Annotated in this window: 14 protein-coding genes; 6 read left to right on the top strand and 8 right to left on the bottom strand. The window is 67.0% G+C overall.

Annotated elements, in window-relative coordinates:
- Positions 1 to 125: 125 nt before the first annotated feature.
- The 4 genes from JQ633_RS27920 to JQ633_RS27905 all read right to left on the bottom strand — a co-directional run bounded on the left by JQ633_RS27920 (position 126) and on the right by JQ633_RS27905 (position 2,741).
- Entirely contained in the window at positions 126 to 1,076 is a 951-nt protein-coding gene (locus JQ633_RS27920; protein ID WP_211988324.1) for an electron transfer flavoprotein subunit alpha/FixB family protein, read from the bottom strand.
- The gene (locus JQ633_RS27915) at positions 1,076 to 1,825 is read right to left on the bottom strand and encodes an electron transfer flavoprotein subunit beta/FixA family protein (protein ID WP_211988323.1); all 750 of its coding nucleotides are present in this window, start codon (positions 1,823 to 1,825) and stop codon (positions 1,076 to 1,078) included. Before JQ633_RS27915 ends, JQ633_RS27920 begins: the two co-directional genes overlap by 1 nt.
- Positions 1,826 to 1,942: 117 nt before the next feature.
- Entirely contained in the window at positions 1,943 to 2,515 is a 573-nt protein-coding gene (locus tag JQ633_RS27910; protein WP_211988322.1) for a cob(I)yrinic acid a,c-diamide adenosyltransferase, read from the bottom strand.
- Positions 2,516 to 2,546: 31 nt separating this feature from the next.
- Positions 2,547 to 2,741 (bottom strand): twin transmembrane helix small protein, encoded by a 195-nt coding sequence (locus JQ633_RS27905; RefSeq protein WP_211988321.1) that lies wholly within the window; start codon positions 2,739 to 2,741, stop codon positions 2,547 to 2,549.
- Between the two features lie 166 nt (positions 2,742 to 2,907).
- On the opposite strand from JQ633_RS27905, the gene JQ633_RS27900 reads away from it, so the two are divergent.
- Positions 2,908 to 3,768: a YihY/virulence factor BrkB family protein gene (locus JQ633_RS27900; protein ID WP_249159715.1), complete on the top strand. Its 861-nt coding sequence runs from the start codon at positions 2,908 to 2,910 to the stop codon at positions 3,766 to 3,768.
- Here JQ633_RS27900 and JQ633_RS27895 read toward each other — a convergent pair.
- Complete coding sequence (locus tag JQ633_RS27895) at positions 3,695 to 5,026, bottom strand: ATP-binding protein (RefSeq protein WP_211988319.1); 1,332 nt, start codon at positions 5,024 to 5,026, stop codon at positions 3,695 to 3,697. The genes JQ633_RS27900 and JQ633_RS27895 overlap by 74 nt on opposite strands.
- Before the next feature lie 302 nt (positions 5,027 to 5,328).
- Complete coding sequence (gene gluQRS, locus JQ633_RS27890) at positions 5,329 to 6,198, bottom strand: tRNA glutamyl-Q(34) synthetase GluQRS (protein WP_211988318.1); 870 nt, start codon at positions 6,196 to 6,198, stop codon at positions 5,329 to 5,331.
- 163 nt (positions 6,199 to 6,361) lie between these two features.
- Between gluQRS and JQ633_RS27885 the strand changes: the two genes are divergently transcribed.
- The 4 genes from JQ633_RS27885 (at position 6,362) to JQ633_RS27870 (ending at position 11,165) form a co-directional block, all read left to right on the top strand.
- Entirely contained in the window at positions 6,362 to 7,126 is a 765-nt protein-coding gene (locus tag JQ633_RS27885) for a DNA-3-methyladenine glycosylase family protein (RefSeq protein ID WP_211988317.1), read from the top strand.
- Entirely contained in the window at positions 7,123 to 8,211 is a 1,089-nt protein-coding gene (locus tag JQ633_RS27880) for a DUF2855 family protein (protein WP_211988316.1), read from the top strand. The genes JQ633_RS27885 and JQ633_RS27880 overlap by 4 nt, the downstream gene beginning before the upstream one ends.
- A 91-nt stretch (positions 8,212 to 8,302) precedes the next feature.
- On the top strand, positions 8,303 to 10,090 hold the full coding sequence (locus JQ633_RS27875) for a flavin-containing monooxygenase (protein ID WP_211988315.1): 1,788 nt from the start codon (positions 8,303 to 8,305) through the stop codon (positions 10,088 to 10,090).
- Positions 10,091 to 10,190: 100 nt separating this feature from the next.
- On the top strand, positions 10,191 to 11,165 hold the full coding sequence (locus JQ633_RS27870) for a peptidyl-alpha-hydroxyglycine alpha-amidating lyase family protein (RefSeq protein ID WP_211988314.1): 975 nt from the start codon (positions 10,191 to 10,193) through the stop codon (positions 11,163 to 11,165).
- A 244-nt stretch (positions 11,166 to 11,409) separates the two neighbouring features.
- Here JQ633_RS27870 and JQ633_RS27865 read toward each other — a convergent pair whose 3' ends face one another.
- Together JQ633_RS27865 and JQ633_RS27860 are read right to left on the bottom strand one after the other, a co-directional pair.
- Entirely contained in the window at positions 11,410 to 12,384 is a 975-nt protein-coding gene (locus JQ633_RS27865; protein ID WP_211988313.1) for a Bug family tripartite tricarboxylate transporter substrate binding protein, read from the bottom strand.
- Between the two features lie 127 nt (positions 12,385 to 12,511).
- Complete coding sequence (locus JQ633_RS27860) at positions 12,512 to 14,272, bottom strand: chloride channel protein (protein ID WP_211988312.1); 1,761 nt, start codon at positions 14,270 to 14,272, stop codon at positions 12,512 to 12,514.
- 194 nt (positions 14,273 to 14,466) lie between these two features.
- On the opposite strand from JQ633_RS27860, the gene JQ633_RS27855 reads away from it, so the two are divergent.
- On the top strand, positions 14,467 to 15,024 hold the full coding sequence (locus JQ633_RS27855; RefSeq protein ID WP_139486795.1) for an HNH endonuclease: 558 nt from the start codon (positions 14,467 to 14,469) through the stop codon (positions 15,022 to 15,024).
- Positions 15,025 to 15,133: the final 109 nt, after the last annotated feature.

Raw genomic sequence — 15,133 nt, 5'->3', positions numbered from 1 at the left:
CAATCGCCGGACGCGGCCTCTTTTGTTTGAGCGCGATCCTGACGGAAACCAGCCTCCGGCTTCCGGCTCATGCCTCAAATAAAAACACCGGCCGGAGCTTGTCCATCCGGCCGGTGTCCTGTCGCTTACTTTCCGAGCTTGCCGAGCGCCTCGGTGAGCTCCGGAACCGCCTGGTAGAGGTCGGCGACCAGGCCGTAATCGGCGACCTGGAAGATCGGTGCGTCCTCATCCTTGTTGATGGCGACGATCACCTTGGAGTCCTTCATGCCCGCCAGATGCTGGATCGCGCCGGAGATACCGACCGCGACATAGAGTTCCGGGGCCACCACCTTGCCGGTCTGGCCGACCTGCCAGTCGTTCGGCGCATAGCCGGCATCGACCGCGGCGCGCGAGGCGCCGACGCCGGCGCCGAGCTTGTCGGCGAGCGGCTCGATGTACTTGGCGAAGTTCTCGCGGCTCTGCATGGCGCGGCCGCCCGAGACGATGATCTTGGCCGAGGTCAGCTCCGGACGGTCGCTCTTGGCGACTTCCTCGCCGACGAACGTCGACAGGCCGGGATCGGCGGCCGAAGCAGCGCTCTCAATTGCCGCGCTACCGCCTTCGCCGGCTGCGGCGAAGGTCGAGGTGCGCACCGTGATCACCTTCTTGGCGTCCTTCGACTTCACGGTCTGGATCGCGTTGCCGGCATAGATCGGACGCTCGAAGGTGTCGGGGGCGACCACCTTGATGATCTCCGAGACCTGCATCACGTCGAGCAGCGCGGCGACGCGCGGCATCACGTTCTTGAAGCGCGAGGTCGCGGGCGCGACGAAGGCGTCGTAGTTCGGCGCCAGCGCGACGATCAGCGCGGCCAGCGGCTCGGCGAGATCGTGCTCGTAGGCGGCGCCCTCGGCGACCAGCACCTTGCTGACGCCGGCGAGCTTGGCGGCGGCTTCCGCCGCGGCCTTGGTGCCTTGGCCGCCGCCGGCGACCAGCACATGCACGTCGCCGCCGAGCTGCGAAGCCGCGGTCAGCGCCTTGTTGGTCGAGTCCTTCAGGGTCTCGTGGTCGTGTTCAGCAATCAGCAGCGTCGTCATCAGAGAACCCCGGCTTCGGTCTTGAGCTTGTTTACGAGTTCGGCGACGTCCTTGACCTTGACGCCCGCCTTGCGGCCTGCCGGTTCCGCGGTCTTCAGCACTTCCAGACGCGGCGTCACATCGACGCCGTAGTCAGCGACGCTCTTGTCGTCGATCGGCTTCTTCTTTGCCTTCATGATGTTGGGCAGCGACGCATAGCGCGGCTCGTTGAGGCGCAGGTCAGTGGTGACGATCGCCGGGCCCTTCAGCTTGATGGTCTGCAAGCCGCCGTCGACTTCGCGCGTGACCTTGAAGTCGGATCCTTCGACCTCGAGCTTGGAGGCGAAGGTCGCCTGCGACCAGCCGAGCAGCGCGGCCAGCATCTGGCCGGTCTGGTTCGAGTCGTCGTCGATCGCCTGCTTGCCGAGGATGACGAGGCCGGGCTGCTCCGCCTCGACCACCGCCTTGAGGATCTTGGCGACGCCGAGCGGTTCGACATTGCCTTCGGCCTTGACCAGGATGCCGCGGTCGGCGCCCATCGCAAGCCCGGTGCGGATGGTCTCGGAGGCCTGCGCCGGTCCGATCGACACCACCACCACTTCGGTCGCCTTGCCGGCTTCCTTGAGCCGCAACGCTTCCTCGACGGCGATTTCGTCGAACGGGTTCATCGACATCTTGACGTTGGCGAGCTCCACGCCCGTCCCGTCGCTCTTGACGCGGACCTTGACGTTGTAGTCGACGACCCGCTTTACCGGCACAAGAACCTTCATCGATCCTCTTTCGCTGTCATTTCATGGGTTTTGGTTGGCTGGCGCGGAACCTAAAGCGCCCGCTACCCCCGGTCAACGCGCCCGGGCCAAAAATCCGTCCGCTGATCTTGAAGCAGTTTAACGGTTCTGGCCGGGCACCCACAACACGTCTCCCGCCCCCTTATTGTTCTGGAAGCGGCTGGCAACGAACAGGAAATCCGACAGGCGGTTCATATACTGGATACCAGCCGCATTGACCGTCTCGTCCGGCCGGGCGGCGAGTTCCACCATGATGCGTTCCGCCCGGCGACATATGGTCCGGGCGAGGTGCAGATATGCGGACGCCGCCGTGCCGCCGGGCAGCACGAACGAGGTCAGCGGCGCGAGCTGATCGTTCAGACTGTCGATATCGCGCTCGAGCCGCTCGACCTGGCTCGCCAGAACCCGCAGCCGCTCGGCCTTTCCCTCGCGTTCCGGCACCGCGAGGTCGGCGCCGAGATCGAACAGGTCGTTCTGGATCCGCCCCAGCATCGCGTCGACGTCGGGGCTGCCGGAAAGGTGCAGGCGCACCAAGCCGATCGCGGCGTTGGTCTCGTCGACCGTGCCATAGGCGGCGACGCGCAGATCGTATTTCGGCCGCCGCTCGCCGGAGCCGAGCGCGGTGGTGCCGTCATCGCCGGTGCGCGTGTAGATCCGATTGAGAACGACCATGGCCGTGATCTCCTAGAGGTTGGCGCATCGACTATCGTCCCATCGCCCAGACCGCGAGCATCGCGATGACGATGGCGACGAACTGGAACAGGACGCGCAGCCGCATCAGCTTCTGCGACGTGTTCGGCGAGCCGCCTCGCATCATGTTGACGAGGCCGAGCAGCAGCACCAGCGCGACGGCGCCGACTGCGATGGGAAGAATGAACGTGCTGAGTGCAGTTGTCATGCCAGCTACATAACACCGCCTTGTGCCGACTTCCACACAGGGCGCCCATGCAACCTTCTGGCTTTTCAGCGCGTAATATCAGAAGCTGGAGCGGTTCTCGGATCGAGCGTCCTGCGACAATGCCGGGTGGAATGTGAAGCAGCTTCGTTACGTCTACCGCGTCGTGATGGATGCCTTTTACACGTTCCTCGCCGATGACGGCTGGGCGATCGCGAGCCACATCGCGCTGTCGACGTTGATGGCGCTGTTCCCGTTCCTGATCGTGCTGACGTCGCTGGCCGGGTTCTTCGGGTCCAAGCCGCTCGCCGATGGCGCCGTCGGCCTGTTGCTGCAGGTCTGGCCGCAACAGGTGGCCGATTCGCTGTCCGGCGAGATCCACGACGTGCTGACGAAGACGCGCGGCGACATCCTGACGATCGGCGCGGTGCTAGCGATCTACTTCGCCTCCAACGGCGTCGAGGCGTTGCGGGTCGCACTGAACCGCGCCTATGCCGTGGTCGAGATGCGAAGCTGGTACTGGCTGCGGCTGGAGTCGATCGGCTACACGCTGGTCGCAGCCGTCACCTCGCTTGCGATGGCGTTCCTGATCGTGCTCGGGCCGCTGATCATCGAGGCGGCGCGGCGCTACATCCCGTTCTTCGTCGAATCCAACGAGAGCCTGCTCAACATCGCCCGCTACGGCATCACGATCCTGGCGCTGATCGTCGCGCTGTTCATCCTGCATGCCTGGCTGCCGGCGGGCCGCCGCAGCTTCCTGCAGATCCTGCCCGGCATCATCTTCACCATCGTTGCCTCGCTGCTCTCGGGCATCGGCTTCGGCATGTACCTGGCGCGCTTCGCCAACAACTACGTCACGATGTATGCGGGGCTCGCCTCGGTGGTGATCGCGCTGGTGTTCCTCTATTTCATCTCGGCGATCTTCGTGTTCGGCGGCGAACTGAATGCGGCGATCATCAAGTCGCGGCTGGCGCGCGCCGTGCCGCTGCAAGCAGCGCGGTCGCGAGCGCCCTCGGCGACACAGGCTTGACCAGGAAGGCGTCGGCGCCGGCGGCGCGCGCGGCAGCCTCGTCCTCGGCACGGCCGGAAATGCCGATGATCGGAATCCGGCCATGCGGCGGCGGCAGCGCGCGGATCTGCCCGATCGCCTCGACGCCGCCGATACCCGGCAGCACCATGTCCATCAGCACGGCGTCGAAGTCGCCCTGCGCGAGCCTGGCGGGCGCGGCCTCGCCCTGCCCGACGAATTCTGCCTGGTGACCGAGCTCGGTCAGGATGGTGTTGAGCACGACGCGGCCGAACGGATTGTCCTCGACACTGAGCAGGCGCAGCCCCTGCGAGGCCTTCGCCGCGCGGTCGTCCGACATCACGCCGACCGGCCCATCGGCCGGCGCCAGCATGACGCTCAGCGTGAAGGTGGCGCCGCCGCCGCGGCGCTGCGCCACGACGATGTCGCCGCCCATCGCGTGCGCGAGCTGCCTGACCGAGGACAGGCCGAGCCCGGCGCCGCCGAACCGCGAGGCGATCGAGACGTTGGCCTGCGAGAACGGCTTGAACAGCCGCTTCACCTCGGCGAGCGACAGCCCGATGCCGCTGTCGGCGATCGCAAAGGCGACGCCGACCCTGCCGCCGGTCTTGCCACGTCCCCTGGGCAAACGCGCCGGCCCGACATGCAGCGCCACGGCTCCCTGCTCGGTGAACTTGACCGCATTGTCGATCAGGTTCTCCAGCGCTGCGCGCAGGCGCACGGGATCGCCGACGGCGAAGGCGGGCAGCCGGTCCGAGAGCTCGAACGAGGCCTGCAGCCCCTTGGCCGCCGCACGGCCGGCCAGCGAATCGCCGGCGTGCCGCGCCAGCGCGCGCAGATCGAAGAAGTCCTGCCGGATCTCGAGCCCCGGACCGTCGCTGCGGGCGGCATCGACGAACAGCGTCGCAAGGCTGGCCAGATGCTCGGCGCCGGCCTTGATGGTGTCGACCCAGCGGCGCTCGCGCTCGCCGAGGTCGGAGGTCGCGAGCAGGTTGCTGATGGCGAGGATGCCGGTCAGCGGCGTCCGCACCTCGTGGGCGAAGGCGGCGAGCGCGGTGTCGACCATGGCGGAACCGGTCGTCCCGGCCGCCTTTGGCGAAGTCCGCTTGCGGCGTGGCTTCACCGCGGACTTGGCGGCGCGGGCCTTCACTGCGCTCGTCTTGGCGCGCGTCCTGGCAGCGCGCGGCTTGGAGGCGCGCGGCTTTGACGGCGGCCCCTTGACTCGCCGCTTGCTGCGCCCTCCGCGCGATGCTTTCGCCATGATCTCCGTCACCCCGCCCCGGCGGCAGCATGGCATGCCAGGAGTGGCGGAGTCACGGCGGCGTTTGGGAGGAGCCAAGGCAAATCAGGATGATGGGTAAGCGGCCCATCCGCTTGCGACCTCCTCCAGGGGGCTCCCAGCCAAAATGGCGAAAACAACCCCATGCAAAGTAGCCGGCGGCTGCGGGCGCGGCACGGCGGCTTGACACGTCGGGCAACTCAGAGGTACTCTTCCATTATTCCGAAATCATGTGGACGCCTCCCCCCGCAAGAGGGAGCGTGAGCACGAGCTCCTCCGGCGGGCTACGACAACCCCACCAGGCGGCGGATATCGGCCGGGGTCGCGCCCGCCGCTCGCAACTCGCGCAGACCGGTGGCGCGGGTCGATTTCGACAGCTTCTGCCCGGCCGCGTCGCGGATCAGCCGGTGATGCCGGTAGGCCGGTGCGGGCAGGCCCAGCAACTCCTGCAGCAGGCGATGGACGCTGGTCGACCAGAACAGGTCAGCTCCGCGCACGACATCGGTGACCCCTTGCAGGGCATCGTCGATCACGACCGAAAGATGATAGCTGGTCGGCGTCTCCTTGCGCGCCAGGATGACGTCGCCCCAGGCCTCCGGACGCGCCGCAACGTCGCCGCTCTCGCCGTCAGGGCCCTCGCCGGCTTCTCGCCAGCGCAGCGGGCCGACGCGCGCAACAGCGGCCGCCATGTCGAGCCGCAGCGCGAACGGCAGTCCCTGCGCGGTGAGCCGGTCGCGTTCCGCCGGCGCGAGCGATCTTGCGGTTCCCGGATAAAGCGGCGCACCGTCGGGATCGCGCGGCCAGGCGCCACCGGCCTCCTTCTCCGCCACCAGCCGGCCGATTTCGGCACGACTCTCGAAGCTCGGATAGACCAGGCCCTGCGCCACCAGCCGCTCGACCGCCGCGCGATAGGCGGCAAAATGCTCCGACTGCCGCCGCACCGGCGTCTCCCAGGCGATGCCGAGCCAGGCGAGATCCTCATAGATGGCCCGCTCGAACTCCGGCCGGCAACGCGTCGCGTCGATATCCTCGATCCGCAACAGCAGACACCCGCCCGCCTGCCGCGCCAGGTCGAAGTTGAGCAGCGCCGACAAGGCATGGCCGAGATGCAGGTAGCCGTTCGGGCTCGGCGCGAAACGGAAGACGGGCGGCATGGCGATCCAGTCAATCGTGCATCATTGCCGGGCATAGCCGTCTGAAGGACGGCGTCGCTTCCGCCCGCCTATGTCCGGCAATCCAACTGGCGAAGACTCTGTTACGATAGGAGATGGATGCGCGGGTCAAGCCCGCGCATGACAAGTTGAAGCAGACCCGCCAATGTTGATCCACCTCGAAACCCAGGCCGATCTCGACGAAGCGATCCACAGACTGGTCGACCAGGACCGCCGCCTGCGGCCGATCCTCGAATTGACCGGCATGCCGGCGATCCGCCAGCGCGAGCCGGGCTTTGCCGGGCTGGCCGCGATCATCTGTGGCCAGCAGCTGTCGACCGCCAGCGCGGCGGCGATCTGGGGCCGTGTCAGCAAGGCGTACGATCCGTTCCATCACGACGCGATCCGCAAGGCGCGCGCCGACCGGCTCGGCCGGCTCGGGCTGTCGGCGGCCAAGATCAAGACGCTGAAACACATCGCGCGCGAGCTGGCCGAGGAGCGGCTGAACCTTGATGTGCTCGCCAATGAGGAGGCCGACGCCGCGCACAACACGCTGACCGCGCTGCCCGGCATCGGCCCATGGACCGCCGACGTCTATCTCTTGTTCTGCCTCGGCCACGGCGATGCCTGGCCGGCCGGCGACCTCGCTGTGCAGGAAGCGGTCAAGGCCGGGCTCGGACTGAAGGAACGGCCGACACCGAAGCAGATGGCGCCGCTCGCCGAGCCGTGGCGGCCGCTGCGCGGCGCCGCCGCGCATCTGTGGTGGGCGTATTACCGCACACTCAAGAAGCGCGAGGGCGTGATCGCCGGCGACGCAGCGATCGCCGGCGACGCCGAGGCGAACAGCGTTTCAAACTTTGTTGCTGTTGCGGAGCCGGCTCCCGGCAAGGCAAAGATCGCAGCGCGTAAAAAGCCGGGAGCGAAGCCATGAACTCGACCGATTTCATCGTGGTCCGCAACGACCTGCAGCAGTGCAAGCTGATCGAGCCGGCGCTGCCCGACGCCGCGGCGCTGCCGGCCGACGCGCTGCTGGTGAAGGTCACGCGCTTTGCGCTGACCGCCAACAACATCACCTATGCCGTGATCGGTGAGCAGCTGAAATACTGGCGGCTGTTCCCGGCGCCCGCCGACTACGGCATCATCCCCGTGTGGGGCTTTGGCGAGGTGATCGGCTCGAAACATCCGAACGTCGCCGTCGGCGAGACGCTGTTCGGCTATTTTCCGATGGCGACGCATCTGGTGATCGAGGCCGCCGATGTCAGCAAGCGCGGCCTGCGCGATGCAGCCGCGCACCGCCAGGAGGTCTCGCCGGTCTACAACGCCTATGCCCGCGTCTCCGGCGATCCGACCTATGCCGGCCGCAACGGCGACTATCGCGCGCTGCTGCTGCCGCTGTTCATGCTGTCGTTCCTGGTCGACGACTTCCTCGCCGAGAACGAATTCTACGGTGCACGGCGCGTCATGCTGTCATCGGCCTCGAGCAAGACCGCGTTCGGTCTCGCCCATCTGCTGCACAAGCGGAACGGCATCAAGGTGATCGGGCTGACATCGAAGGGCAATGTCGATTTCGTCAACTCGCTCGGCTGCTATGACGAGGTCGTCACCTATGACGCGGTCACAGCGCTGCCGCAGGCGGAACCGGTCGCCTATGTCGACATGGCCGGCAACAGCGCGCTGCGCGAGACGCTGCACCGGCATTTCGGCGCGCAGATGGTCTATTCCGGCCGTATCGGGCTGACCCATCGCGCGAGCGAGCCGGACGAGCCGGCTTTGCCCGGCGCCAAGCCGGTGTGGTTCTTCGCGCCGGACCAGATCCGCAAGCGCGCCAAGGAATGGGGACCGGGCGGCGTCGACCAGCGGTTCGGCGCCGCGTGGACCGAGCTCGCGCCGCATCTGCCTGACTGGATCAAGGTGATCGAGCGGCGCGGACCCGCAGCGGTGCGCGAGGCCTATCTCGATACCCTGCAGGGCCGCGTTCCGCCGGATCAAGGCCTGATCCTGTCGCTGGCCGAATAGGCGGCATCTCGTCACGGCCTTTCTGCGCCGGCGCCGATGGGTATAGGCTTCCCGGCCAGGGAAACGCCGACAAGGTGACGAGAAACGCGCGATGCTCGACAAGACGGACGATATTTCGGTCGCCGCCGACAATTGGCTTGTGCAGTTCGAGGATGCGCTGGCCAGCCCCGACGATGTGCTGCTGCGGCCGCTGTTCCATCCCGATAGCTACTGGCGCGACGTGCTGGCGCTGAGCTGGAACATCCAGACCGTCAACCGGGCCTTCGCGATCCTGGAAGAACTGCCCATGCATGCGCGGCGCAGCCGGCCGCACGACTTCCGCATCGATGCCGACCGTGCGCCGCCGCGCAAGGTGATACGCGCCGGCACCGAGGCGATCGAGGCGATCTTCAAGTTCGAGACCGCGGTTGGCCGCGGCCACGGCATCGTGCGGCTGATCGGCGATGCCGCCGATGACGGCAGGCTGAAAGCCTGGACGCTGCTCACCGCGCTCGAGGAGCTGAAGGGATTCGAGGAGCAGCAGGGCGACCGGCGGCCGCGCGGCCAGGCCTATTCACGCGACTTCCGCGGCCCGAACTGGCTCGACCAGCGCAAGACGTCCGCCGAATATGCCGGCCGCGATCCCGATGTGCTGGTGGTCGGCGGCGGACAGGCCGGGCTGGCGATCGCGGCGCGGCTCAAGCAACTGAACATCGACGCGCTGATCGTCGACCGCGAGGCGCGCGTCGGCGACAATTGGCGGAGGCGCTATCACGCGCTGACCCTGCACAACCAGGTGCAGGTCAATCACATGCCCTACATGCCGTTCCCGCCGAACTGGCCGACCTACATCCCGAAGGACAAGCTCGCCAACTGGTTCGAGGCCTATGTCGACGCCATGGAGCTGAACTTCTGGACCGGCACCGAATTCCTCGGCGGCGGTTATGATGAGGCGCAGGGCCGCTGGAGCGTGGAGCTGCGCCGCGCCGACGGCACGACGCGCAGGATGCAGCCGCGCCATGTCGTGCTGGCGACCGGCGTCAGCGGCATTCCGAACCGGCCCGACATTCCCACCCTGGAGAAGTTCGCCGGCAAGGTGCTGCATTCGAGCGGCTATGAGGATGGCGAGGACTGGGCCGGCAAGCGCGCGCTGGTGATCGGCACCGGCAACAGCGGCCACGACATCGCGCAGGACCTGCACTCCTCCGGCGCCGAGGTCACGCTGGTGCAGCGCTCCTCGACCCTGGTCACCAATATCGAACCGTCGGCGCAGCTCGCCTACGCCGCCTACAATGAAGGCACGCTCGAGGACAACGACCTGATCGCGACCTCGATGCCGCTCGCGTTGGCCAAGCGCAGCCACATTCTGATGACCGAGAAGTCGAAAGAGCTCGACAAGCCGCTGCTCGACGGCCTCAGCCGCGTCGGCTTCAAGCTCGATTTCGGCGACGGCGGCACCGGCTGGCAGTTCAAGTACCTGACCCGCGGCGGCGGCTATTACTTCAACGTCGGCTGCTCCGACCTCGTCGCCGGCGGCGCGGTGCGGCTGCGGCAGTATGCAGACATCGACAGCTTTGTGAGTGAAGGCGCGCGGCTGAAGAGCGGCGAGACTGTTGGCGCCGACCTGATCGTGCTCGCCACCGGGTACCGGCCGCAGGAAGAGCTGGTGAAGAAACTGTTCGGCGAAGCGACGGCTGATCGCGTCGGCCCGATCTGGGGCTTTGGCGACGGCCAGGAGCTGCGCAACATGTACACCCGCACGCCGCAGCCGGGCCTCTGGTTCATCGCCGGCAGCCTCGCGCAATGCCGCATCAACTCGCGCTTCCTCGCGCTGCAGATCAAGGCGATCGAGGAGGGATTGCTGCCGCGCGATGTCGGGCCGGTGGCGCGGCTTTCATAACAATCGTCGTTCCGGCGCGCGAAGCGAACCCGGAACCTCGAGATTCCCGGTTCGATGCTGCGCATCGCCCCGGAATGACACCCTGGGGAGAAAACAAAAAATGACCACCATCCTGGGCAGCGGCGAACACCGCTACCGCGTCATCGAGAACTGGGCGAAACTGCCCGACGGCTGGAGCCTGACCGACGTCGCCTCGGTCGCGGTCGACAGCAAGGACCGCGTCTACGTCTTCAACCGCGGCGAACATCCGATGGTGGTGCTCGACCGCGACGGAAATTTCCTCCGCAGCTGGGGCGAAGGATTGTTCTCGCGCGCCCACGGCCTGCATATCGACGCCGACGACAATCTCTATTGCACCGACGACGGCGACCACACCGTGCGCAAGTGCACCACCGACGGCAAGGTGCTGCTGAGGATCGGCATCCCGAACAAGCCGGCGCCGTTCATGAGCGGCGAGCCGTTCCACCGCTGCACCCACACCGCGCTGTCGCCGCAGGGCGAGATCTACGTCTCCGACGGCTACGGCAATGCCTGCGTCCACAAATACACGCCGGACGGCAAGCTGATCAAAAGCTGGGGCGAGCCCGGCACCGATCCCGGCCAGTTCAACATCGTGCACAACATCGCGACCGACGCCGACGGCTTCGTCTACGTCGCCGACCGCGAGAACCATCGCGTGCAGGTGTTCGACGGCAACGGCAAGTATGAGACGCAGTGGAACAATCTGCACCGGCCCTGCGCGCTGTGCCGCTGCGGCGGCGGCAAGCAGCCGACCTTCATCGTCGGCGAGCTCGGCCCCGGCATGGCCGTCAACCGCAAGGTGCCCAATCTCGGCCCGCGGCTGTCGATCGTCGACGCCAGGGGCAACCGCATCGCCCGCCTCGGCGGCGAGAACGGCCCCGGCATCGAGGCCGGAAAATTCCTGGCGCCGCACGGCCTCGCGCTGGATTCGAAGGGCGACATCTATGTCGGCGAAGTCGGCGTCACCGACTGGAAGACCAGCTTCCCCGACACCGAGATGCCCGCCGCGGTGCGCGTGACACGGTGCCTGCAGAAGCTGGAGCGGGTGACGTAACGGCCTCCGCCGTCATTGCGAGCGAAGCGAAGCAATCCATGGGCCCGCATATGCGGGACGATGGATTACTTCGTCGCTTCGCTCCTCGCAATGACGATAGATCGGGAAAGCGCGTCCACCCCCGTCGCTTCTTCAGCGGCCCTCGAAGGGTCGACGGCCCGGCTGGTGGCCGTGCATCCTTCGAGGCTCGCTCCGCTCGCACCTCAGGATGACGGGTTTGGCAGTGCACCACTTGCGGTCCCACTCACTCCGGCTTGATGCCGGAGGCCTTGATGATCGGCCACCAGCGATCGGCTTCCTGCTTCTGGAATGCGCGCAGCGCTTCCGGCGACTGCTGCTGGAGCGGGGTGATCTCGATGCCGAGTTCGGCGAAGCGCTGCTTGACCTTGGGATCGGCCAGCACCTGCGTCATGACCGCGTTCAGCTTGGCGACGATGTCCTTGGGCGTGCCCTTCGGCACCCAGAGCCCGTACCAGAGCGAGGCGAAGAAGCCCGGCACGCCGGCTTCATCGACGGTCGGGATGTCGGGCGAGGTCGGCTGCCGTGCATGGCCGGTGACCGCGAACGGCTTGACGTTGCCGCTGCCGAGCAACGAGCGGAAGTTCGAGGCCGGTTCGATCATGAAATCGATCTGCTCGGCGAGCAGGTCCTGCATCGCCGGCCCGTTGCCGCGATAGGGCACGAACTGGAATTTCGTCCCGGTCGCCTTCTGGAACGCCACGCCCGTGAGCTGGCCGGTGGCGCCGACGCCGGCGATGCCGACCGAGGCCTTGTCGGGATTGCTCTTCAGCCACGCGACCAGGCCCTTCAGATCGTCGGCGGGAAAGCTCTTCTTGCCGACGATCAGAAGCGGCTCGCTGCCGATCTCGATCACCGGCTCGAGATCCCTCAACAGATCGAACGGCAACGCGTAGAGGCCGCCGGTCAGCATATGCGTGGTCGAGGTGCCGATCGAGAGCGTGTAGCCGTCGTTCGGCGCGCGTACCGCGCGGGCGACGCCGATGCTGCCCGCCGCGCCGCCGGCATTCTCGATCACCACCGGCTGGCCGAGCCGCGGCCGCATGCTTTCAGCGAGGAAGCGCGCCAGCGTGTCGGTGGCGCCGCCGGCCGGGAACGGCACGATCATGGTGATTGGCCGCGATGGATAGTCTTCGGCGGCAACGGGACCGGCCGCGATCAGGCCGAGCAGCATCGCGATCGGTACGAGCCAGCTTCGCATTGAGATCCTTCCTCGCGCTCTCCCGGCGCGTTAGCCTTTTTTGACGCGTTTTCTTCACGCGAACCGGTACCCACTTCGCTCGAAAACGCTATCCGGCTCTCAATCTTTGCGGCTTTCGCCGGCGAAATCAAATCTCGCCGATCACCTCACGGCGGCGCTGCTCGGATTCTTCGGCGTAGCGCCGCATCGCATGCGCCTCGGTGAGCAGGCCGATCGGCCGCCGGTCGCCGTCGCCCTCGACCACGGCGAGCGATTCCGCTTCGGCTGCGTCGAACACCGCGATCGCTTCCTGCACGTTCATGGCCGGATGCAGCACGACTTCGGCATAGTGCAGGATGCCGGCGAGGCCCTTCTCGATCTCGATATCGGGCGCGTGCGCCTCCGCGACCAGCGCGAGCCCGGCATAGCGTCCCTCGCCGTCGACCGCGACCACCTGGGTCTTCGAGCCGGGCGGGAATTTCTCGCGGAACGCCTCGATCGGGATCGACGCGTCCACCGTCGTCAGGTCCTGGCGCATCATCTTGCCGACCGTGAGATCGCGGATCCAGCCGATGTCGGCGGCGCTGCGGATGGTCTCGCCGCGCAGATGCAGCCGCCAGGTCGCGAACGAATAGCCGAACAATTCGCGCGTGATCGTGGTCGAGATGATCACCGCGACCAGCACCGCCGTGGTGAGCCAGAGGTTGCCGGTGGATTCCAGCGCGATGAACGACATCGTGAGCGGACCGCCGATCACCGAGGCCGACAGCGCGCTCATGCCGATCACCGCATAGGCGTTGGGATCGAGATTGAGGCCCGGCCAGACGATATCGACACCGGCAGCGAACAGTCGGCCGCCGAGCGCGCCCATGAACAGCGTCGCGAAGAACAGGCCGCCGCGGAAGCCCGAGCCGAGCGACACGATCGAGGCGATCGCCTTCAGCACGAACACGCCGGCGATGAAGGCGAGCGGCATCGCCACGATGCCGCCGAAACTCAGCGCACCGTGGCCCGACGACATCACCTGCGGCGTCAGCAGCGCCATCGCGCCGACCGCAAGCCCGCCGATCGCCGGCCGCAGCGGCGGCCACAGCCTGGTCTTCGCCAGCAGCGCCTCGCACACGGTGACGCCGCGCATGATCGCGATGCCGGTCAGCGCCGCGACCATGCCGAGCAGCGTGGCGATCGCAAGATCGCGCCCGAGCACATCGCCGACCATGCCGACCCCGACGCCGAGCGGCAGCGGCTCGAACGCGTGGGCGACGAAATAGCCGGTGACCGCGGCGACGCCGACCGGGGTCAGGCTCGCCGGCGTGTAGCCGCCGATCACGAGCTCGAAGGCATAGAACGCGCCCGCCAGCGGCGCGCTGAAGGCGCCGGCGATCGCGGCCGCCGCGCCGCAGCCGACCATGATTCGCTGGTCGTTCCGTCTCAGGTGAAAGCCGCGGCCGAGCGAGGCGGCGAGCCCGCTGGACAATTGGGTGTAGCCGGCCTCGAGCCCGACCGAGCCGCCGATGCCGCTCGACCAGATCGTCTGCAGCGCCACGATGACGCTGCCGCGGAACGACATCCGCCCGCCATAGAGCGCATTGGCCTCGATCGGGTCGATCTCGCGGGCCGGCCGGACCCGCAGCAGCAGCAGGAACGCAATGCCGAGCAGCAGGCCGCCGACGGTGGGAACCAGCAGCGCGCGCACCGGATCGATGCTGGGCTGGCTCGACAGCCGGTCGCCTAACGGCAAATTGAACAGCACCGCATGCAGCACCGTCACCAGCCCGCTCATGGTCGCGACCACGAGGCCGCCGATGGCACCGATCAACACGGCCAGCACCACGAGGCTGGTCTCGTGTGCACGCACGAATGCACGCAGCCGGCGCGGTGCTTCGAGATAGCTGGACGTGGTGGTCATCGGCAGGGGTCCGTCAGTGGCCGATCAGGTCTCTGCGGCTCCCTTTACGGGCCTCATCAGCGGGTTGCAATCCGGGCAGGAACATGGCGAGGGCGCGGCGGATAAGCCGCTCATAGCTCTTCACAATCCCGTCACGCTGCCTGTAGTATGTGAGTGCATGCTGCTTCGCAGCTAATGGGAGTCAGGAGCGTTATTTGAACGCACATGTCTCACAAGGCGGCTGGCCGGTTCTGGTGCTGAACGCGGACTTCCGCCCGCTGAGTTACTACCCGCTGTCGCTCTGGTCCTGGCAGGACGCGATCAAGGCGGTGTTTCTCGATCGCGTCAACATCGTCGAGTATTACGACAGGGCGGTACGAAGTCCTTCCTTCGAAATCCAGCTGCCCAGCGTCGTATCCCTCAAATCCTTCGTCAAGCCGACAACCCACCCCGCCTTCACCCGGTTCAACGTCTTCCTGCGCGACCGCTTCTCCTGCCAATACTGCCTGTCCGCGGACGACCTGACCTTCGATCACATCATTCCGCGCAGCAAGGGTGGCCAGACCACCTGGGAGAACGTCGTCGCCGCCTGCTCGCCCTGCAATCTGCGCAAGGGCAATCTGACGCCGCAGCAGGCCAAGATGTTTCCGAAGCAGACGCCCTACGCCCCCACCGTGCACCAGCTGCACCGCAACGGCCGGCTATTCCCGCCGAACTATCTGCACGAGAGCTGGCTCGACTATCTCTACTGGGATACGGAGCTGGATCCGTAAAGCCGCCGTGTCGCGGCTGCGCCCCTGCGCAGCGCACGGGCGCGCGCCGGTGTTCCCGGGGATGTCGGCGGCAAGGAACTTGCGCTAACCTTCGCGACGCTGCAGCGCA

Origin of the sequence: Bradyrhizobium tropiciagri, from assembly GCF_018130505.1 — a bacterium.
In the GTDB taxonomy this organism is placed as follows: domain Bacteria; phylum Pseudomonadota; class Alphaproteobacteria; order Rhizobiales; family Xanthobacteraceae; genus Bradyrhizobium; species Bradyrhizobium tropiciagri_B.
This window is presented reverse-complemented; position numbering and strand designations above follow the sequence as displayed.